Consider the following 22,599-nt stretch of genomic DNA (forward strand, 5'->3'; position numbering starts at 1 on the left):
AGGAACAAAATAGAGGTTTCTAGAACGTGAATCTGAAGTAATTTGGATACTGAATAAGGATTTCTTAAAAAATAACATTGTATAAAAATTAATATATATGTATAATTATTTTTATTTAAAATCTGATGTACTACTTTTAATTCTGAAAGGAAATACAAGTAGATTTTACAAATGAATCTTCACAAACCACATATGGTGATACATGAGTAATAGTAGGGTTAAGGAGGAAATGAGTGAGTAAACTGGTAGTTAATCAAACAAAAGAGCCAAAAAATATCAATGTATATGTCTTAATGTTTTGTCTCATTATAATATCGGCAATCTTAACATATCTCGTTCCAGCAGGGCAATTTGAAAGGACAGAGGTTGATGGGCGTAGTGTCATTCAACCAGAAACGTTTCAAAATGTTGATGGAAATCAGTTGGGCTTTTAGACATTTTCAATAGTATTCATAGCGGCATGGTACAAGGTTCAAATATTATTTTCTTTGTTTTAATTATTGGTGGAGCATTTGGAATTCTTTCTGCGACTAAAGCGTTAGATGCATTTATTGCTATGCTTTCAGTCAAAATGGCGAACCGTGAAAAACTAATTATCCCTGTGCTTATGTTGTTTTTTGCTGCGGGTGGTGCATTAATGGGAATGTCAGATGAAACCATTGTGTATGTCGCGATTCTAGTTCCAATGGCGATTGCATTAGGGTTTGATGCCATTACAGGCTATGCAATTGTCACTCTTGGTGCGTCCGTTGGCTTTACTGCAGCTGTGATGAATCCGTTCACGGTTGGTATTGCTCAAGATATTGCTGAACTCCCAACATTTTCAGGGATGGGTTTCCGTCTTATCGTATTTGTTGTCTTATACTTGGCAGCTGTTATCTATGTTTATCGTTATGCTGGAAAAGTAAAAAGCAATCCTTCACTTGGGTTTTACGGGAACTATAAACAAGAAAAGAAAGAGACTCTTTTACAAGCTAACACAAAAATGGAAACGAGACACAAACTAGTGTTAATCACTTTTCTCTGCAATTTTGTTGTCCTCGTATTCGGTGTTATTAAATTAGGTTGGTATATTACTGAAATTGCTGGTTTGTTCTTATTATTTGGAGTAATTATGGGCCTTATTGGAAAATTATCTCCCTCTGAAATTGCTGATAACTTTATTAAGGGAGCAGGCAGCCTAATTGGTGCGGCTGTGATTATCGGACTGGCACAGGCGGTTTTAGTGGTTTTTGATACAGCGGGACTAATGGATACAATCCTTTACTATTCTTCACAAGCGATTGATGCAATTCCTGCTTCTATGACTGCTGTGGGGATGTTATTCTTTCAAATAGGGTTAAACTTTCTAGTTCCATCTGGGAGTGGACAAGCAGCCGATGCCACTAATGGCTCCACTATCGGACTTAGTTGGTGTTACAAGACAAACAGCTGTCCTTGCATTTCAATTCGGCGATGGAATTTCAAATATCATCTTTCCTACAAGCGGCTATTTGATTGCTGGTCTAGCAGTTGCCGGAATTCCTTGGGGGAAATGGATTAAGTGGTTGCTGCCCTTTTTCTTCATTCAAATTGGAATTGCCATTATCGCACTTATGATTGCGCAGTGGATTCATTATGGGCCGTTTTAAACAAAGGAGGAAATTTTCTTGCAAAATATCTATATAGATGAGCATTTAATTAAACAAGCGATTGAAGATCGTCGCTTTTTTCACCAACACCCCGAGTTATCGGGAGAAGAATTCGAAACATGTGCCTTTATTCGTAACAGACTTGAAGCATTAAAAATAGAAATATTAGATTTCGAACCACCTAGTGTGATTGGGTTTATTAAAGGGACAAAAGGAAACAAAACGATCGCGTTAAGAGCAGATATCGATGCTTTGCCGATTACAGAAGAAGGGGATAAACCTTATCTTTCAAAAAATCCTGGGGTAGCGCATATGTGCGGTCATGATGGTCATACAGCAACATTGTTAGCGGTAGCCGAATGGCTATCGATAAAAGGAAATGAAGTCGAACCAAATATTGTCCTTATTTTTCAATCAGCCGAAGAAATTACCCCTAGTGGAGCAGATAGGCTCATTAAACAAGGAGTTTTAGAAAATGTCGATGCAATTTTCGGGATTCATTTGTGGCAAGGGATGGAAAAAGGGAAAATCGGTTTAACACATGGACCGATGATGGCGTCAATTGATGACTTTGAGATCATGATTCAAGGTTCAGGCGGACATGGATCAATGCCCCATGAAACTGTTGATCCGATCTATGTGGCGACACATGTGATTCAATCTTTACAAAGCATCATTAGTCGGAAATTAAATCCAATCGATTCTGGTGTTATTTCAGTTGGAAAGATAGAAGCGGGGACGACATATAATATTATCCCAGATACCGCGAAATTAATTGGTACGATAAGGGCATTGACGCCGGAAGCTGTTGCTACGCTGCAAAACAAAATGGTTCAACTTACAGAAGGGATTTGCAAGGCATTTGATGCAAAAGGTCAAGTAGATTTTATCATTGGAACGCCGCCGCTTGTTAATCATGCTAAAGAATCTCACTTCGTTGAGTCAGTCATTCGCCAATCTTTTGGTGATGATGTATTTGAGTTAGTTGATCCGGTGATGGGTGGCGAAGACTTCTCTTATTATTTACAAAATAAACCGGGCGCGTTTATCTTTGTAGGTATGGGTGGAGAGAAAAGTATGTATCCGCACCACCACCCTAAATTCGATATTGATGAAGAGGTTATTCCAGATGCGATTAAGCTATTTATCGAAATCGCTAAAAATTATCAGTGATCGAGAACCTTGTATTTGCTCAAGATCTAATAATATTTATAAAACAGGACAGCTCATCGGTAGCTGTCCTGTTTTATTTCAGTTAAATGGAGAGTAACAGATACGAACTGAGGAAAGTTTCATTATATGACGAAGCTCATTAAGTGCTTAATGAAACCTATCAGGTACTTATGTAGTAATTCATAGGAAAATAAAAAGAAATTTTTTCTACAATTATGAAAATTAGTGAAAATTATTTACATTATGTTAGTAATGTGTTAAATTTCATTTGAAAGCGCTAGCAAAACAGGTGTTAATGCTTGCGAACTTCAAAGTATACATAGAAAAGGAGCATAGTTATATGATAGTTGATCATATTACTAATTACGATTTATACAAAGGAAGCAATGAAAGGATTGATAAAGCCTTTGCTTTCATTAAAAGTATGAACTTTGACGAACTCATACCAAAAACGTATGAAGTAGAAGGAGAAGAACTTTTTTTCAATGTACTTGAATATGAAACAACTAATGTGGAAAATCGATTTTGGGAATCCCATAAGAAATATATCGATATTCACTATTTATTAGAAGGAACCGAATTCATAGGATACGAGCAATTTGAAAGAATGAGAATTAAAGAGAATTATAATGAAGAGAACGATTATTTTCTGTTGGAAGGTAGTTTGCACTCTAAAGTACGACTCCAACAGGGCGATTTTATGATTTGTTATCCGGAAGATGTTCATATGACTGGAATAAAGGTCGATGAACAGGAAAAGGTCAGAAAACTTGTTTTTAAAGTGAAAATTTAAGAGGAGTAATTATGGATATTAAAGATAAATTAGCGGTAGATGTATTAGTCGTAGGGAGCGGTATAGCTGGATTGAAGGTTAGTATTGAACTGGCTAAAGAAGGGAAAAGCGTTTTAATGTCAACCAAAACCCAGCTTTGTTCTGGTTCAAGCTTCTATCCTCTTAAAGCCTCTTTAGGAACTCAAGTAACGAAAAATGACGAGGACAAGGATCTGTTTTTACAAGATATAGAAGACGTCAGTCATAATATGCACGATAAGGATATGGCGAAAATCTATATTGAGGAGATTAAAGATCGAGTCGATGAGTTTGAAGAAATTGGGATTCAGCCTTATAAGCTTTCAGATAATCGAAAGGCATGCTTTGCCAATCATGGTCGAACGATTTATATGTTAAGAGATTGGAATAAGATAAGGGAGAACGTCACGGGAATTTTAGAAAATTACTCAAATGTAACGGTAATGGAAAGATCTGTCGTTATCTCTTTGATAAAGAGAAATGACAAGATTATCGGTGCCTTTCTTTTGGATAAAAACAAGGAATTAATTTTGATACAATGCAAGGCAGTCGTATTAGCTTCAGGAGGTTTCGGAAATATTTATAAGCATAATTTAAATCCTAATGACGTGGATGGTTCCGGACATATTCTTGCCTTAGAAGCTGGAGCTAGCTTGCTTAACTTAGAATTCATCCAGTTTATCCCAGGTTTTACAACGCCAAAATATAAGACGTTGTTTGGAGAGCACACTCTAAATTATTGTGAAGACTTTGTTGATGATAGTGGAAATAGTATTTTAGATGAAATTCTTCCTGAGGGGCTATCAAAAGAAGAGTGCTTGGAAGTTAGAAGTACACATGGACCTTTTACGAACTCGCTCGTGTCCAAATACTTTGATATAGCTATGATGAAACAGATTATGAAGACGAGAAGTGAAGAAGGTTTTGAATTAATTTATAATAAGGCACTCTATGAGAATGAAAGTGATTTTTACACGATTTATTTAAATTGGTTGACTGAGCGGGGAATCAATCTTTTAACGGATCAGGTAAAAATAGCTCCTTTCGCCCATGCGAGTAATGGTGGAGTACAGGTTGATCATTTCGGAAAAACAAATGTAGCAGGACTCTATGCTGTAGGCGAATTGGCTGGAGGAATTGAAGGAGCTAATCGACTCGGTGGCAATTCTACAGGTGCATGTATGGTGTTTGGGAAGAGGGCTGCAAAGGATTGTCTAGCATATATAAATGAAAACTCATTTATAGAAATTGATTCACAAGAAGAGCTCAATAAATTAAACGAATCTATGAAGCATTTTTCTGTTCATCTCGATCATTCTTTGACACCTAATGAAGTGATTGATTCGATTAGAGACATTATGTGGTTTAACGGAAATGTTATCAGGGATGAACAAAATCTTCTCTCTGCTATTGAAAAGATTGAAGAATTAAGGAAATCCTTTAATATCAGTCAATTTGTTGATAATGTAAAGGATCGGAAAAGCGCTTTTAAAGCTAGGAACTTCATCATGCTGTCCAAAATTCTTTTACAGGCCATGCTTGAAAGAAAGGAAAGCAGAGGCGCTCATTATCGAGAAGACTATCCATCAGAGGATGAAAGATTTAATAAAAGGTTGTTCATCTCTTTAAATGATCATGAACTTAAACTTGAATTTAAATAAAATAAAGAGCGTACAGTGGCTTTTCATTACGTGTATTCTGACTAAGGAGTCAGGTGATCATAAATATCAAAAATTTTTACATGATATTCAAAGAAATTTTTTTCATAATAATCATAAAATGAAGAAAATTATTTACAATGATTTATTGGTATGTTATATTTCGTTTGTAAGCGTTAACACGAAAGGGGTCTATCTAGGGTGGAGAGAAAATTGGAATTAGAAAAATTTAAAGGGATTATTCCTGCTTTTTATGCTTGTTATGATGATGCTGGGGAAGTATCAGAGAATAGAACGAAAGAATTTTGTAACTATCTCTTTGAAAAAGGGGTCAAAGGACTCTATGTAGGAGGAAGTTCTGGAGAGTGCATTTATCAAAACCTTGATGAAAGAAAAGCGACATTAAAGTATGTTTCAGAAACGTTAAAAGGAAAGCTTACTTTAATCGCTCATGTTGGTGCACCGTCTACTAGAGAAAGCGTTATATTGGCAAAGTATGCCGAAGAATTAGGATATGATGCGTTATCGGCAATTCCACCAATCTATTTCAAGCTACCTGAAAGCTCAATTGATAAGTATTGGTCAGAGATTATTGATTCAACAAACTTACCTTTTATTATTTACAATATTCCTCAAACGACAGGGTATAGCCTTTCTATGAATCTATTTAAGAAAATGCTAGAGAACAAAAAGGTTATTGGCGTAAAGAACTCCTCGATGCCTGTCATGGATATTGAAAGATTTAAGGCTTGTGGCGGAGAAAATGTAATCGTATTCAATGGACCGGATGAGCAATATGTTTCTGGAAGATTGATCGGTGCTGATAGTGGGATAGGTGGAACGTACGCGGCAATGCCTGAACTTTTCTTACAGGCTGAAGAGTTTGTTTCTTCTGGTAATTTTACAGATGCAAGAAGAATTCAAACAGATATTAATGACATCATTATCGCTTTATGTTCACTAAATGGGTCTATGTACTCTGCGATTAAAGAATTATTAAAATTAAGAGGTTTAAACATTGGTAGTGTAAGAGGACCGCTTGAGGAAGTTTCAGGAGACGATTTATTCAAAATAGAAGGAATTAAAGAGTCAATTGATCAAGCTATTCTAAAATATAGAAGGTAAGGATATGAAAAAAAGAATCGTTTGCTTTGGAGATTCAAATACATGGGGCTTTGATGCTAGAACGATGAAAAGGTTTTCAGATGGAGTTAGATGGACAAGTCTTTTAGGAGAACTATTAGGAGACGATTTTCAAGTAGTAGAAGAAGGACTATCGGGGAGAACGAGTGTAGTCGATGATCCTTTATTTGAAGGATTAAATGGTTATTCCTATATCCATCCATGTTTAATGAGTCATGCACCTCTGGAACTAGTGATTATAATGCTCGGCACGAATGACACCAAGGAAAGATTTCATTTAACTTCTTATAATATCGCCCAAGGAATAGCTAGACTTTCACTGAAGGCGAAGAATACGCCAGTCGGTGAAAATGGCAGGTTTCCAAAAGTACTGGTCATTGCCCCACCGCCAATTGGTAAGGAGTATTATGACACGGACATAGGAAAGTCAATGGGAAGAGAATGTGATCGTAAATCGGACGAGCTAGCTGTACATATAAGCGGACTACTACAGGCTCAAGGAATTGAGTTTCTAGATACAAAAGGTTTAGTTCCGATGAATCAGATTGACTTTATGCATCTTGATGAGGAAGGACATAAGAAATTATCAGAAGTTGTTTTTCACAAAGTTAAGAGATTGATTTAGTAACGACATTTAAAGGGGGATTATGTATGTTTAAGAAACGATTTCTTGCTTCAATCTTGAGCGTAGCGCTCATACTCGGAGTACTTGCGGGGTGTGTTGGAAAGGACACAAGTAAATCTTCGGGGAAAAGTTCAAGTGATGAAGTTCAAATTTCAGTTTGGTTAACTCCACAGTGGAAGGGAGTTCTAAATGCATCTGAAGATGGTGCTGATTATGATAGCTTCTTTAAACATGCGGCAGAAAGATTCGCTGCTGAGTACAAAGATCATAAAGTAAAAGTGAATGTAGAGGTCGTTGCAAGTGACCAACGAGATGAACTAATCAACGTAAATCTTAACGGTGGAACTCCTCCAGATATCTTTTTTGAGAGCGTTTTCGCTATGGGGGACTATGCACATAGAGGTGCTTTAGTACCGTTAAATGACATTGTTGATGAAGATGCTAAAGCGGACATTGCACAGAATTTCTGGGATAACGTTACTTTCGGTGATGACATTTACTTCTATCCATTTTCACATAACCCAGGAACATTAGTTTATAATGCGGATATGTTAAGAGATGCAGGACTAGAAAAGTATATTGGTGAAGAAAATGAAATTAAAACATGGACTCTAGCAGAGTATGAAAATATTCTTTATGGTCTTAAGAAAGATTTACCTAAGAACAAATATTCAAATGCATTCCCAATGGCATTATTTGCACTAAATAATCAGGGGGATACTTGGAACCTTGCTTACCTAAGAATGTTTGGCAATGAGTTCTTTGATGAAAAAGGAAATATCATCGTTGGTGATAAAAACGGGGCTAAGGCGGCAAATTGGTTAAAGAAAATCTATGATGATGGTTTAACGAATCCAGGTGCTGAATCTGTTTCTTCAAACGATGCGAACGCAATGTTCCAGAATCAGCAACTAGGTGTTAGCTTCACAAACTCCATTTTATTTAATAATGCAAAGGCTGACATGGAATCTGGCAAAGCTCCTAAATTTGATATGAGACTTGCTAATATTCCTTCTGAAAGTGGCGATCCATTAACATTTACGTATGTAACAGGTGCGGCTATTTTTGATACGAAGGATGAAACAAGAATTAAAGTGAGTAAGGATTTTGTTAAATTTATCTCATCTGACCCAGAGCTAGTGAAGGCTTCTAAGAATGGTGTACCAGTTAGATCATCTGTTGTTGAGGAGTTCAAGGGGGAAAATCCTTTATTCGCTGCCTATACAGCTAATGATCAATTCATGTTCAACTTCACAGGAAATGTACCAGGATACAATCAATTAAGACAAGTTCTATACCCAGAACTGCAAGCTCTATATACTGGTGAAAAAACAGCAGATAAGGCAGTTAAGGACTATCAGTCAAAAGGTAATAAAATCATTGAAGATGCAAAAGCAGACTCAGTAATATATAGCAAATAGTTCTAAAGAGTATATGACTTTACCAAGAGTTGTCTCATAACGAAAGGGGCTAAACCCTGCATCTACTAGTAGAATGTGAGGTCAGCCCCCTTCTATAGACAAGCTCTTGAAGAAAGGTAAATGATACTAATGAAATTTAAAAATGAATCTTTTAAAGAAAATATAACGGGATATCTGTTTATAGCTCCACAGATGTTACTATTTTTAGTATTTTTAGTGTATCCGATCATTGAAGGAATCAGACTAAGCTTATATAAAATAAACTATCAAACTGAAACATTTATTGGTTTTGGAAACTATCAAAGATTATTTAGTGATCCAGTATTTGTTCAGTCTACCTTTAATACGGTAATATTCGTAGTATTTATTGTTGCGTTAACAGTGATCTTTGCTCTTTTTGTATCCACGGCTATTTTTGATAAAAATGCAAAATATGTATCTTTTATAAGAGGTGCCTATTATATTCCAGTAATGGTTTCCATGGTTGTAATGAGTATGGTTTGGAGCTTTTTATTGAATCCTGCTAATGGACTTATCCCGTTTGTAGCTAGACAAATGGAGCTATCAACGGTTAATTTCTTAGGTGATAAGAGCTGGGTGTTGCCAGTTATTATTTTCGTAACATTTGCCACGAATGTCGGACAGGCAATCATCTTATATATCGCTTCTTTGATAGGCGTTCCTAAAGAGCTTTTCGAAGCGGCTGAAGTCGATGGTGCAAGTAGAATGAAAATCATTTTTAAGATTCTCATTCCAATGGTTAAACCAACAACCATTTACATCATCATTATGAATATTATTGCTGTGCTGAAGATATTTGTTGTTATTCAGTTATTGACCGGTGGAGGACCGAACAATTCCTCTACAACTCTTATGTACTACTTGTATAACAATGCATTTAAGTATAATCAGCTTGGTATTGCTTCTGCCGTTGGTGTGATTATGTTCTTAATTACTTTAGCTTTATCTATTCCACAGCTAAGAGCTATGCTTAAGAAGAATTAGAGGTGAGAGAGTATGTTTGGAAATAAGAACAAGAAAAAGAAAGAAAAACTGGATATCATCACGAATTCCATTGTGTTATTTTTTGCTATTTTAAGTCTGTTCCCTCTTTATTGGCTTTTGACTAGTTCCTTTAAGAACAGCGCAGATGTTGTGAAAATGCCACCTGATTGGTTTCCAAAAACCTTTACCATGAGTAATTATGTAGACGTTTTCAATAATCAACCTGCTTTACTATGGGCATATAATAGTATAGTTGTAGCTTTAGTTGCGACAATTGCCTTAATCATCGTAAGCTCCCTTGCGGCATATGCCTTTTCAAAACTTAAGTTTAAAGGGAAAAATATCATCTTCATCATTTTTATTTCAAGTCTGATGATTCCGAAAGAAGTAATGATCGTTCCTTTGTTCAGAATCATTCAAAATTTTGATATGGTAAATACTCTTAGTGGGATGATCTGGCCAAACGTAGCAACTGCTTTCGGAGTATTTTTACTTAAAGGCTTCTTTGACAGTATCCCAGATTCTTTAAGAGAAGCTGCAAAAATTGATGGGGCAAGTGAATTTAAAATCTTTTATAAAATTTACTTACCGCTAGTTAAGCCTGGTATTGGTGCATTATTTATTCTGAACTTTGTTCAAGTTTGGAATGACTATTTGTGGCAGCTAATCGTTGGACAAGATGCAACTTCAAAAACTTTAATGGTAGGGATTGCAACCTTAATGCAAGACCTCAATCCAAACTTTGCTTATAAGATGGCTGGTGCTACTGTTGCAGCGGTTCCGATGCTACTTATATTTATTTTCTTCCAGAAGTATTTTACAAAAGGGATTACGATTGGTGCAGATAAATAATAATTTACAATGTGGGGATGAATACGTATGAACAAAAAACAGCAAGTATTTGATCGAGTTAAACGAGAACTGATTGTTTCATGTCAGGCACTAGAAGAAGAGCCTCTTCATAGCCCTTTTATTATGGGCAAGATGGCTTATGCCGCGAAGCTTGGGGGAGCAAAGGGAATTAGAGCAAATAGTGTTGAGGATATTAAAGTAATTAAAGAGACGGTTGATTTACCGATTATCGGAATCATTAAAAAAGATTATGAAGGATCTGCCGTATTCATTACGCCAACTATTGAAGAAATAGATCAACTCTATCAAGTTGGAGTAGATATTATTGCAATAGATGCAACAAACAGGGTTAGACCTGATGGGAAGACGATAAGTGAAGTGTTTCCGACAATTAGAGAAACGTATAAAGATCAGTTATTCATGGCTGATTGCTCTACTTATGAAGAAGCGAAAGAAGCTTATGAATTAGGGTTTGATTGCTTAGGTACAACCTTGAATGGTTATACAGAATATACGAAAGGCAGTAGTTTACCTAATTTTGAATTAATTGAACGTTTAGTTAAGGACTTTCCAATTCCGATCATTGCTGAAGGTGGGATTTGGACGCCTGAACAATTAAAACGTATTTTTGATTTAGGTGTTCATACAGCGGTAGTTGGAACAGCGATTACTAGACCAATGGAAATTACGAAAAGATTTATGAATGCCATTAAACCTGAATAGTAGTAGAAAATGTTTTAGTATAAATCCCCGGATGTCTCGAGGGATGGATACTGTCTATGTATTCGTAAAGGATGAATAAAATGAGAATATTAGCAGCAGATATTGGTGGAACATCTATTAAACTTGGTATGTCAGATGAAAAAGGAAATATTGAAGCTTTTAAAGAATATGATACAGAAAGTAAAAAAGGCGGAGAATATATCGTTGAAAAATTGATTCAGATTATCAAGGGTTACGAAGGGTTTGAAGCCATTGGAATCAGTACTGCGGGGCAAGTTGATCGTGTAACAGGATCGATTATTTACGCGAATGATAATATTCCTAACTATACAGGCACTAAATTAAAGACGATTTTTGAGGATGCATTTCATGTTCCAGTTGAGGTGGAAAATGATGTGAATGCAGCAGCTTTAGGAGAGGCGCATTTTGGTGCGGGGAAGGCCTATAAAGATTTTCTTTGTTTAACATATGGGACTGGGATTGGTGGTGCCATTATTATGAACTCTAACATTTACAAGGGGAATAATGGCGTTGCAGGCGAATTTGGGCATATCGTTACTCACCCACTAGGCAACCATTGTAATTGTGGCAAGTTAGGATGCTATGAAACATATTCATCTACTACAGCGTTAGTAAGAAAAGCAATGGAGCTTGACAAGAGTTTCATAAATGGTAGAGTCATTTTTGAGCGAGTAAATCAAGGTGACAAAGAATTGGAAAAGATTGTTCATGATTGGATTTTTGAAGCGGCTTTAGGGCTTACATCTTTAATTCACATCTTTAACCCACCAGCAATCATAATTGGTGGAGGAGTTATGGAACAGGAGAAACTTGTAAAAATGGTTTCGAGTAAAGTAAAAGAGCTTATAATGGAAAGTTTTTCAGATGTTCATATAATGAAGGCATCGCTAGGAAATAAAGCCGGTATCCTTGGTGCAGTTTCGCTTCATTTACAAGGAGATTACTAGAAGAGGTGTTTAATGAATAAGACTGATATTTTTCCGCTCATTCACGCCAGATACAATTCATTTACAAATACGGAGAAAAAAGTAGCTGACTATATCCTTGAACATACAAAGGAAGTCATATACATGTCGATCACAGATTTAGCTGATGCTTGTAGTGTCGGTGAGTCTAGTGTATTTAGATTTTGTAAAACGATGAAACTAAAGGGGTATCAGGAATTTAAAATTGCTTTAGCTCATAGTATTTCACATGATGATGAAACTCCACAGCTTTCTGGTCAGATTAATATCCAAGATACAATTGAGGAGATTTCATCCAAGATATTAACAACAAATATCAGTGCGCTTACAGAAACCTATAACAATATGAATAATGATGCTATTATTCAATCTATTGATAGTATGATTAAGGCTGAAAGAATTCATTTCTTTGGTGTAGGTGCTTCATTAATGACAGCTATGGAAGCTAAAAATAAGTTTATGAGAATCTGTAACAAAACAGAGTGTGCAATTGATTCTCATCTGCAAATTATGTCAGCAGCATTAATGACCGAAAATGATGTTGCAATTCTTATTTCTTATTCAGGATCAACTAAAGATATGATTGAAGTAGCAAAATGTGCAAAGGAAAGAGGAGCCAAGATTATTGTCATCACTCGATTTGCCAAATCACCTTTAACAAATTATTCAGATATCACTTTGCTTTGTGGTGGAAACGAAGGTCCTCTTCAAGGGGGAAGTTTATCAGCAAAAATATCACAGCTATACTTATTAGATATTCTATATGCAGAATTTTTTAATCGAACATATGAGGACGCTGTCATTAATAAAGAAAGTACGGCAAAGGCAGTTATTTCTAAAATGCTCTAAGAGTATCTAAACGAGCAAAAGCACTGGCAAACGCCATTATGTGAGATGACGGGACAATTTCCTAATAGAACAGATCATAACAATTTGTGCTTAGGCTATTTGGGGTGTTCCTTTGATTCGGGAAGCCTTTTTTATTTCTACTTGATTAGTTACGACCTCGAAAAAGGAAATTTGTTCTACTTGAGAGGAAGGCTTTAGTGCGAGATAGGACATAAAAGGTTAACTCAATACATAATCAAGACAGAAATGAAAAAAGTACATAAAATAAGGGAGAGGTTGTCTTGTTTGGGACAGCCTCTCTTCTTACGTGTAAAACAATAATGCTCCATACACCATTATAGTTCAGAGTGCTCAATATTTCTTTTTGTTGGTTTAAGCCTTTCTTCGATATCAGCTTCTAATTCAACAAAATAAAACTCGCCACCTTTTGACTTTCTACTATCTACCTACTTCGACTTCTATTATAAAAAGCCTTCATATATTCCGAAATCAAGACTTAAATTATAAGGACTTCAACTTGTTTACATTCCATAGTCTTTAAATGAATTAATTGTTCAGAAGGAACTTGAAGGGGAAACATGAAGCTATAAACGAACGGTAAAAACAACGTGCTAAAAAGGAGATATACACAATCTAAAATCAAAACAAGTTATTGTCTTTATCTTTTCTTAGTCCCTGCATTTCGAGTAATAATTTTACCTACGTTAAACATCATATTCACACTATCTCCCGATTTTTTTGTCATTTCAAATGTGTACATTTTTAAAGGAAACTTTTACTAATTTGTGAAAACAGAAAAATAAAGAACAAAAATCGAAATCGCGGTTTTATTTTTTAAGAGTTTAGAGACAATAAGATGATGGCTTTCAAGAATGGAAAGAACAAACACGTTTGAAGGAAAAGTCCGTGGTAAAAATGTCTTAAACAGTTATAAGATTGATCAGATGTAAATTACGGTGTTGGTACCCTGACTTTTATAGTCATAGTCATTTGTAATTTCTGAAATAGAAACGAATACCAGTTTCAAATTGTATCTGTCTAAGGATAGTTACCAAGGAGAAATATACGAGGTGAATGAGTATGAAAAGGTTAAATAAAGCCAAGATTTTTAAGTCTGTAAAAATTATTTTTCCACTGATTTTATTAGTACTTGCAGTCTTTGAAATAAAAAAATTTACTGGAAACATAGATATTCAAATGCTTCGTCATGAAGTAAGCCAGTTGCATTTTGCTAAGACGATCTTTATTCTTCTTCTTACTTTTTGTTCCATTTTCCCTATGGTTTTTTATGATGTATTTCTAGCGAAAATATTAGGTATTAAAGTTCCTCTGAAAGAGTTGGTAAAAAAGTCTCTTATCGCGAATTCTTTTTCAAATTTAATTGGTTTTGGAGGTCTTGTTGGAGCTACGCTAAGAACATATTTCTATAATGAATACGAAGCTGACAGGAAAAGACTGGTGAAAAAAATTGCATTTGTTTCACTTTTTTATCTTACAGGTATCTCTTTACTTTCCTGGATTGTACTTGTCGCTTATAGGAATGCCCCTTTGATTCAAGAGACAAGATGGCTTTTCTGGGCCGTTGTAGCCGTAAGTATATATTTGCCGCTTTTTATTATTGTACATATCATCCAACGCCAAAAAGCTACTGGTTCAGGTACTGATCTTGGAATTATGATAAAACTACTCATTGTTTCTTTACTTGAATGGATAGGCGCATTTCTATGCATTTGGTTATTATCTTTTATTTTGAAGCTACCCATTTATTTTAACGATCTTGTCCCTGTTTTTATCGTTGCTTCATGTGCTGGTATTATCAGTATGATTCCTGGGGGCTTTGGATCCTTTGATTTAGTCTTTATTTGGGGAACCCATGCACTGGGTGTTCCAGATGAGAAAGTGCTAGTCGTATTGCTATTTTATCGTATCGGCTATTTTATCCTTCCATTTTTAGTAGGAGTTTTTCTTTTTATCAAAGATTTTTGGAACAAGTGGAATAAATCATGGAACAATCTACCCAAAGTGGTCATGGTGAGGATAAGCCATGTAATATTAACCTTTTTGGTGTTTTTTTCAGGAATTATTTTACTTCTTTCAGCGGCAGTACCAGGAATTATCGGAAGGTTACAAATTGCCCAGGAATTTTTATCATTGCCAATCATGAATATATCTCATCAGCTCTCCGTTGCAACAGGTTTTATCTTGCTTGGTTTATCCCGAAGTATTCAGTATAAGGTGAAACGGTCATATTCTCTAACTATGGCTGTATTGTTTTTGGCCGCCTTATTTTCTTTCTTTAAAGGACTTGATTATGAAGAGGCATTGTACCTTTTGATTGTTATTGTGCTCCTGAGAATGTCAAAAAATCGTTTTTACAGAGAAAATTTTATATTAAGCTGGGGCAAAACGATTTTTGATATAGCTGTGTTTGTCATGATTACCTTAATGTATGTCTTAATTGGATATTCAAATTTACCTACCTCCAAATTGAAAGTAAATTCAAAGCTATCGCCGTTTGTGATTCAAGATTATCATGACTTATTTAATAGTGCTTTAATTGGCTTGCTTATTGCTTTCTCTCTATTTATTGCGGGTTATTTGTTAAGTCGGGATAAAAGATGGAGTATGGAAACATCCCTTGCTCAGGAAGATGAAATTATTGAACACTTAGATCGATATAATGGAACGGTTCTAACGCATTTAATTTTTTTACATGATAAATATATCTATTGGAATCAAAAGCACAATGTCATGTTTTCTTATCAGATATTTTCTGACAAGCTAGTGGTCCTTGGAGACCCGATCGGTGAACGCGATGAATTGCTTCTTGCAATCGAAGAATTCCGTGAAACATCTGATCTTTATGGATTTACACCTGTCTTTTATGAAGTCAGCAATACGATGCTCCCTTATCTTCATGAAAACGGTTATGACTTTTTTAAACTTGGCGAAGAAGCATATGTTGATTTAGACCATTTTTCATATAGTGGGAAAAAAATGAAAGGAGCCAGGGCAGTAAAAAACAAGTTTGAACGAGAGAATTATCATTTTGAAATTGTAGCCCCTCCTTTTGATGAAGATTTCATGAAGGAACTTAGGGGAATATCCAATGAATGGCTTCAAGGAAGAACGGAAAAAGGTTTTTCCCTCGGCTTTTTTGATGAGAATTACCTCAATAAAGCTGAGATTGCCATTGTGAAAGCTGAAGGAAAGGGGATTCTTGGATTTGTAACCATTATGCCGGTTTACGATAAAAAAGATACGATCTCTTTGGATTTAATGCGATTTGGTAAGGATGCCCCTTCTGGAACGATGGACTTTGTTTTTCTATCCTTATTTGAATGGGCAAAAGAGGAAGGATATAAATCCTTTAATATAGGGATGGCACCTTTATCTAATGTTGGAATTTCAAAGTATTCATTTTTAAGTGAGAAAGTAGCTTCCCAAATATTTATGCATGGTCAATTTCTCTATTCATTTCATGGTTTAAGAAAATTTAAAGAAAAATATGCAGATATATGGCATCCTAAATATTTAGCTTACCGAAAGAAAACTTCATTGCCTATTACTATGACACAAATCACCTTATTGATTGGGAAGAAAAGAAAAAAATGAGAAGCTAGTCATTTTCTTTCTAACTTTGAAAAAAGTGTTCTTTTGAAAGTGTGAAAATATTTAAAATCATCCTTGTTCCATTCTGGACGGAAGAAACACATCGAAAAAGGTACAATGTCCTATTGAGCTTATGAAAGCAAAATATCTGTAAGAGTGACTAAGTAAATATAACGGTTTATATTTACTTAGTCAGAACGTTTTAAAATGCCATATCAAATTAGACTAAGACTTATAGCAAAAGCTTGTCTCCTTACATAGAATAAAGAAAAGCTGTCATCATTGGTATCTGAATTCAGCTGTTTTAAACGGGTTTGCATAGCGTGGACCCGTCTTTTTATCAAATTTCGAAGTCGAAAAATAAAAGGAATTATGCAATTTTACTAGAGGTGATTACTAATCTACTATCATAGTAGTTTAGTAATGAATAATTTTTACGAGGTGAAGTACATTGAAGGTAGATGCTGTTTTTGAAGGTGGTGGGATCAGGGGAATTGCTTTTATTGGAGCGATTCAGGCGATGGAGGAGGAGAACGTTGAGTGGGAACGATTGGCTGGAACATCAGCAGGCGCCGTCATCGCTGCACTGGTGGCAAGTGGTTATAAAAGCTATGAAATTAGAGACGAGCTAAGTAAACTTGATTTCTCAAAGCTAAGAGGCAGAACGATCTTGAATCGAGTCCCCATAATCGGTACCTTTTTAGCGCTTGTGGTACATCTTGGAATTTATAAAAACAATTATTTAGAAACATGGGTCGATTCACTTCTTGCAGTAAAAGGAATTAAGACATTTGCCGATCTTCCAGAAGGCAAGTTGAAGATAATTGCTTCCGATATTTCGAACGGCCAATTGCTTATTTTGCCAGATGATTTGGTTCGCTATGGAATGACTCCTGCTGATTTAAAAGTTTCAACTGCCATTATGATGAGTACCTCATTACCATTTTTCTTCCGTCCGGTTATTTGGAAATCAAAAGACCGTAACAAATCCTACATTTTAGATGGTGGATTACTTAGTAACTTCCCAATATGGATATTCGATACAGACAATCCCCGCTTTCCAACGTTTGGCTTCCATTTTGTGAAAAATGAAGTGAACATAAATGCAGTTATACCAACGCCAATCCACCTTTTTAAAAATATATTTAAAACGATGCTTCAAGCCCATGATTTAAGATATATGAAAGAAGAAACGATTGAGCGCACGATTCAAATCCCTACTGGTGATATCAGCGCAACTGATTTTGAACTGAATAAAGATGAAATCGATTTTCTCTATAGATCAGGCTATAATTCCACTAAAGAATTTTTGTCGAAGTGGGATTTTGAACAATATAAGATCAAGCGAAGCCAAAGAGTGAAGAATAAGTAGTTAAAAGAAAACTCTATCCCTTCAAACAAAAGAGCAGGATCTTTTCGTTACATGTGTTTTCTGTTTAGCCAGTTTTGCTTGAAATAGTAACCATTATTTCTGCAAGCGGTGTTTTAGTCATAGGAAAGGTTTGTGCCTTCATATCTTTTTTACGATCTGAATCTGTAATGAACTGAGTAATCAAAGGAAACTATCGTAAATTACTTTATGATAGTTTCTTAGGTTTCATCGCAAGGTGTTTGTCGGAATCCTTCATTGATAAGGATTCTTTCATTCATTTTTGTTCAGTAGACTGGAAAAAGCCTCATTGTATTGGCTAATAGATTGAAATGTTGGTTGAATTATCAGAATAATATAACTAACATGACAGGTTATATGTTAAAATAGTTTTATTGAGAGTCATACATATTATTTTGCTACAAGCAAAGCTTGTTTGAAAGGGAGAATTCAATGATTATTGGGTTGTTAATTATTTTACTTCTTGTGTTATTTTTGCCTTTTTTTATCAAACACATTGAAGAGAATTTAGAAGTATTTTTGTTTATCATGGGTTTTTTAGCTGCAATTGTAGGTGGCGTATTTGACAAGCATCTTCTAATTAAAGCATTAGAGGATCCGATTAAAATTACGATTGCTGTTTTGGTAGCTGGACTATTATTTAAATGGCTTAAGACGCCTTTGGAAAAAACAATTCTAGGCATAAGTCGTGCGATGCCTTTTCGGTTATTTATTGCTCTAATCGTTATTATCTTAGGATTGCTTTCAAGTGTAATTACAGCAATTATCGCTGCTTTAATTTTAGTTCTTATTGTCAGTGTTCTTACACTTGACCGTCAATCAGAGGTTCGACTTGTTGTTTTAGCCTGTTTCTCAATCGGTCTTGGAGCAGCATTAACACCAATTGGTGAGCCACTTTCAACTATTGCTATCAGTAAATTAGGAGAAGATTTCTTTTACCTCTTCCGATTAATTGGCCCTGAAGTTATTCCTGCTGTGCTGATTTTTGGGATTCTTGCTGCGTTACTGGTTCATCCGAAACAAAATCAAGATGGATTGTCCAATAATCAATCGAGGGAAACCTATCGTGAAATTATTATTAGAACGATAAAAATTTATTTGTTTGTAATGGGGCTGACGCTTCTAGGGGAAGGTTTTGAAACGTTGATCAACCGTTACCTGCTGGATTTAAATACGGGGATCTTATACTGGATTAATATGATTTCAGCAGTCCTTGATAATGCGACTCTCGCTGCAGCTGAAATTAGCCCTTCGATGGATGAACCGACTATTAAGGCGATTCTACTTGGTCTATTAATAAGTGGTGGAATGCTGATACCAGGCAATATCCCGAATATCATATCAGCTGGAAAACTAGGGATCACAAGCAAGGAATGGGCGAAATTCGGTCTACCTGTTGGTTTAGTTACTATGTTTGTTTTCTTTATTGTTATCACTTTATTTTAATAGATTAGGGATCTTATTAGAGAAACAACACTAATACGACAAAGGAGCCACAAGGTTTCCTTTGTAGGATAAAAACTGGTCTAACTATGTATATTCAAGGGTAACTCTCTGAATCAATCTAACTTTTGAAATAAATCAATCTTCATCTCATATTTGTGTGCCACACAAAAAAAGTAATATAATATTATGAAGGACTATGAATGTCCTCGAAATGTTCAATGATGGAGGGGAAAACGATGAGCAATCAAATTAAAGTAGGTATCGTAGGGTATGGTAATCTTGGTAGAGGAACAGTAGACGCAATTAAACAATGTCCGGATATGGAACTTGTTGCTATTTTTACAAGAAGAACACCCGACAGTATCTCGGTAAATGAACCAAATGTGAAGGTCTTACATATCTCTCAAGCTGAGAATTATAAGGATGAAATTGATGTAATGATTTTATGCGGAGGATCGGCAACTGATCTTCCAGAACAAGGTCCAGATTTTGCAAAAATGTTTAACACGATAGATAGTTATGACACACATGCTAAAATTCCTGAATATTTTAATTCAGTTGATCGTTCTGCAAAAGAAAGTGGGAAGACGAGCATCATCTCTGTTGGCTGGGATCCAGGTTTGTTCTCGATCAATCGTTTAATGGCAGAAGCTATTTTGCCGAACGGGGAAAATTACTCATTCTGGGGGGAAGGTGTCAGCCAAGGACATTCAGATGCTGTTCGTAGAGTTGAAGGTGTGAAAGGTGCTGTTCAATATACCGTACCAATCGAAGAGGCAGTTGAAAAAGTAAGAAGTGGTGCAAATCCTGAATTAACAACTGCAGAGAAACACCTTCGCGTTTGCTATGTAGTAGCAGAAGAAGGATATGATCAAGCCAAAATCGAACAAGATATTGTAACGATGCCGAACTACTTTGCCGATTATGAAACGAAAGTGAACTTTATTACAGAAGAAGAATTAAAAGAGAATCACTCAAAATTGCCACACGGTGGTTTTGTTATTCGTGGTGGGAAAACAGGATCAGGCAATAAACAAATTATTGAATTCTCACTAAATCTTGATAGCAATCCAGAGTTTACTGCAAGTGTATTAGTCGCATATGCACGAGCTGCATATCGCTTAAACAAAGAGGGACAAGTTGGTGCCAAAACCGTTTATGAAGTTGCACCTGTATATTTATCTCCAAAATCTGCAGAAGAATTAAGAAGAGATCTATTGTAGAATTTTCTTTATGAGAGTTACCGGAAGCTAGCAAATATAACAAAAAAGAGGGTCAGACCTCGCACACTAAATCAGTATGCAGTGTTTTATACACGTACTTATACTGTATTTAGTTGCTGCGGGGTTTGGCTCTTTTGCTTATGAGAGAGACCCATGCTGGCGCGTAATCATGAGATTCTGACTTGTAATCTTCTTTTTCGATATAGTTCAGAGAGTATTTTCTTTAAAGGTCTTTTCCTAAAATTGCTTCATAATATTTATAGAAAAACCCTTCACACAATTAAAGCCATTATCAACTGTAGAAAGGGGATTCTTTGTGGAAAAGACGAAACTGACAGGTCGAATTGTAACACCGAAAGATTCTGATTATGAGCAAGCGAGAACAAATCTGAATTTGAGCATACCTAAGTTTCCAAAGGTAATCGTTTTTTGTCAAAATGTTGAAGATATAGTGAATGCATTAAAATGGGCAAGGGAGAATCGGGTTCCTTTCCGTTTGAGAAGCGGTCGCCATAGTTTTGAAAATTTTTCTTTATTGAACAGAGGTCTGGTTATTGATGTAAGTGAAATGAATCAAATCATATGTAATCGCCAAAGTTTAACCGCGAAGATTGAGGCGGGTGCGGGATTAGGGAAAGTATATCAAGAATTATGGAAATATGGAGTCACCATTCCCGCCGGAACATCTATTAATACCGGGATTGTCGGCCTCACACTTGGCGGAGGAATTGGTTTATTAACAAGGTTATATGGACTAACTTGTGATAATCTTCTTGAAATTGAAATGGTTAAAGCTTCTTCCAATAGAGGCGCGGAAGTCATTAAAGCAAATAAGTATGAAAATAGCGATTTATTCTGGGCTTCCCGTGGTGGTGGTGGTGGGAACTTTGGCATTGTCACGTCACTTACATTCAGGGTCCATCCAATCTCAGACGTATCGATTTTCTCAATTACATGGGAATGGGAGGATTTTGAAGAGGTATTTAACGTCTGGCAGAATTGGGCACCTTTTACGAATAAACGCCTTACTTCTACAATTGAATTAAGAGCAAAGGAAGTAAATAGAATTGAAGTACTAGGGGAGTTTGTTGGTCCCGCTACAAAATTAAAGCAACTAATTCAGCCATTATTGGAAGCTGGCAGCCCTATAGATCAAAGAGTAAAAGAGGTACCGTATATTGACACGGTCAAATTTTTTGATTCTCCAAGCGGAGATCGACCAACACATTTTAAGCGTTCTGGTTCTTTTATAGAAAAACCTCTTTCAAGCAAAGCCATTTTAAAGATGAAACAATTTTTGTCAAACGCACCTAACGAAAATGCAGCGATATGGCACCAATCACTGGGAGGTGCAGTGAGCCGATTTGATCCTAAAGATACAGCTTACTATTATCGAGAAGCCATTATCGGCCAAGAGTATATTTCTTCTTGGAATACCGAGCGTGAGGAACGGAAAAACGTCGAGTGGATTGAAAGGCTCAGAAGAGCGCTATCGAAGGATACGATGGGTGATTATGTGAACTGGCCAGATATTTATATCAAAGATTGGCCAACAACCTACTATGGGGAAAATGTCAGCCGGCTAAGAAAAGTTAAAACCGCATATGATCCGTATAATGTATTTACCTTTCCTCAAAGTATTCCTCCTTACAACAAACGAATATTTTAATACAGAAAGGAGATGACTCTGAAGGTAGTGGGTTTATTCAACGAGTCATTTTCTTTTTTGATTGTACTCTTCTCGACCTTCATGAAGTATTCATAATTTTCCTTTTGGATATTATCAAACGAATGAAATGGGTATGACGTTAAGCACCACCACCGTTTACCATGAAAGCCCCATCCTGTAGCACGATACACTCGCCTAAATACAATGGTGGCGGTGCGGAGCCGGATTTTGCAGTACTTTCTTAATAAAGTATGTATAGCTGCAAAGTAGATTAGCTAGATTAGTAAGTCGCGAAGCCCCGTCCCCATGTCCTTTAATGAATGTAAATGTTTTGTTAATCTATGATTCTGTTGAAGGATTTTCCCGAAACATTAAAGAAATC

General features: G+C 35.9%; 16 protein-coding genes and 2 pseudogenes. 17 read left to right on the plus strand and 1 reads right to left on the minus strand.

The window, feature by feature from the left end:
- Positions 1 to 293 precede the first annotated feature (293 nt).
- From V179_RS26910 to V179_RS0102585, 12 genes and pseudogenes are all read left to right on the plus strand, one after another.
- Positions 294 to 1,631: pseudogene (locus V179_RS26910) on the plus strand (YfcC family protein).
- 18 nt (positions 1,632 to 1,649) lie between these two features.
- Positions 1,650 to 2,804 (plus strand): M20 metallopeptidase family protein, encoded by a 1,155-nt coding sequence (locus tag V179_RS0102530; protein ID WP_034300241.1) that lies wholly within the window; start codon positions 1,650 to 1,652, stop codon positions 2,802 to 2,804.
- Positions 2,805 to 3,144: 340 nt separating this feature from the next.
- Positions 3,145 to 3,597: a YhcH/YjgK/YiaL family protein gene (locus V179_RS0102535; RefSeq protein ID WP_028390130.1), complete on the plus strand. Its 453-nt coding sequence runs from the start codon at positions 3,145 to 3,147 to the stop codon at positions 3,595 to 3,597.
- An 11-nt stretch (positions 3,598 to 3,608) separates the two neighbouring features.
- Positions 3,609 to 5,276: an FAD-binding protein gene (locus V179_RS0102540; RefSeq protein WP_034300243.1), complete on the plus strand. Its 1,668-nt coding sequence runs from the start codon at positions 3,609 to 3,611 to the stop codon at positions 5,274 to 5,276.
- Between the two features lie 210 nt (positions 5,277 to 5,486).
- Positions 5,487 to 6,398, plus strand: a complete 912-nt coding sequence (locus V179_RS0102550; RefSeq protein ID WP_028390133.1) for a dihydrodipicolinate synthase family protein — start codon at positions 5,487 to 5,489, stop codon at positions 6,396 to 6,398.
- A gap of 4 nt (positions 6,399 to 6,402) precedes the next feature.
- Positions 6,403 to 7,041 (plus strand): GDSL-type esterase/lipase family protein, encoded by a 639-nt coding sequence (locus tag V179_RS0102555; protein WP_028390134.1) that lies wholly within the window; start codon positions 6,403 to 6,405, stop codon positions 7,039 to 7,041.
- 26 nt (positions 7,042 to 7,067) lie between these two features.
- Positions 7,068 to 8,462: an ABC transporter substrate-binding protein gene (locus V179_RS0102560; RefSeq protein ID WP_028390135.1), complete on the plus strand. Its 1,395-nt coding sequence runs from the start codon at positions 7,068 to 7,070 to the stop codon at positions 8,460 to 8,462.
- 129 nt (positions 8,463 to 8,591) lie between these two features.
- Entirely contained in the window at positions 8,592 to 9,467 is an 876-nt protein-coding gene (locus V179_RS0102565; RefSeq protein WP_028390136.1) for a carbohydrate ABC transporter permease, read from the plus strand.
- A gap of 12 nt (positions 9,468 to 9,479) precedes the next feature.
- Positions 9,480 to 10,319 (plus strand): carbohydrate ABC transporter permease, encoded by an 840-nt coding sequence (locus V179_RS0102570; RefSeq protein ID WP_028390137.1) that lies wholly within the window; start codon positions 9,480 to 9,482, stop codon positions 10,317 to 10,319.
- A 27-nt stretch (positions 10,320 to 10,346) separates the two neighbouring features.
- Positions 10,347 to 11,042: an N-acetylmannosamine-6-phosphate 2-epimerase gene (locus V179_RS0102575; RefSeq protein WP_028390138.1), complete on the plus strand. Its 696-nt coding sequence runs from the start codon at positions 10,347 to 10,349 to the stop codon at positions 11,040 to 11,042.
- 80 nt (positions 11,043 to 11,122) lie between these two features.
- The gene (locus V179_RS0102580) at positions 11,123 to 12,010 is read left to right on the plus strand and encodes an ROK family protein (protein WP_028390139.1); all 888 of its coding nucleotides are present in this window, start codon (positions 11,123 to 11,125) and stop codon (positions 12,008 to 12,010) included.
- 12 nt (positions 12,011 to 12,022) lie between these two features.
- Positions 12,023 to 12,877 (plus strand): MurR/RpiR family transcriptional regulator, encoded by an 855-nt coding sequence (locus tag V179_RS0102585; RefSeq protein ID WP_028390140.1) that lies wholly within the window; start codon positions 12,023 to 12,025, stop codon positions 12,875 to 12,877.
- A 341-nt stretch (positions 12,878 to 13,218) separates the two neighbouring features.
- Here the strand turns inward: V179_RS0102585 and V179_RS32290 are convergent.
- A pseudogene (locus V179_RS32290) lies at positions 13,219 to 13,311 on the minus strand (shikimate kinase); the annotation flags it as partial.
- A 646-nt stretch (positions 13,312 to 13,957) separates the two neighbouring features.
- On the opposite strand from V179_RS32290, the gene mprF reads away from it, so the two are divergent.
- The 5 genes from mprF to V179_RS0102610 all read left to right on the plus strand — a co-directional run bounded on the left by mprF (position 13,958) and on the right by V179_RS0102610 (position 22,217).
- Complete coding sequence (gene mprF / locus V179_RS0102590) at positions 13,958 to 16,492, plus strand: bifunctional lysylphosphatidylglycerol flippase/synthetase MprF (RefSeq protein WP_028390141.1); 2,535 nt, start codon at positions 13,958 to 13,960, stop codon at positions 16,490 to 16,492.
- 448 nt (positions 16,493 to 16,940) lie between these two features.
- Positions 16,941 to 17,861, plus strand: coding sequence for a patatin-like phospholipase family protein (locus V179_RS0102595; protein WP_028390142.1), 921 nt, complete (start codon positions 16,941 to 16,943; stop codon positions 17,859 to 17,861).
- A 450-nt stretch (positions 17,862 to 18,311) separates the two neighbouring features.
- Positions 18,312 to 19,325 (plus strand): DUF1646 family protein, encoded by a 1,014-nt coding sequence (locus V179_RS0102600; RefSeq protein ID WP_028390143.1) that lies wholly within the window; start codon positions 18,312 to 18,314, stop codon positions 19,323 to 19,325.
- Between the two features lie 236 nt (positions 19,326 to 19,561).
- Entirely contained in the window at positions 19,562 to 20,548 is a 987-nt protein-coding gene (locus V179_RS0102605; protein ID WP_028390144.1) for a diaminopimelate dehydrogenase, read from the plus strand.
- Between the two features lie 316 nt (positions 20,549 to 20,864).
- Positions 20,865 to 22,217 carry an FAD-binding oxidoreductase gene (locus V179_RS0102610; RefSeq protein ID WP_028390145.1) on the plus strand — a complete coding sequence of 451 codons (1,353 nt, stop codon included), beginning with the start codon at positions 20,865 to 20,867 and terminating at the stop codon, positions 22,215 to 22,217.
- The last annotated feature ends 382 nt before the right edge of the window (positions 22,218 to 22,599 follow it).

It is taken from the genome of Bacillus cihuensis, from assembly GCF_000504145.1.
Taxonomy (GTDB): Bacteria; Bacillota; Bacilli; order Bacillales; family DSM-1321; genus Peribacillus; species Peribacillus huizhouensis.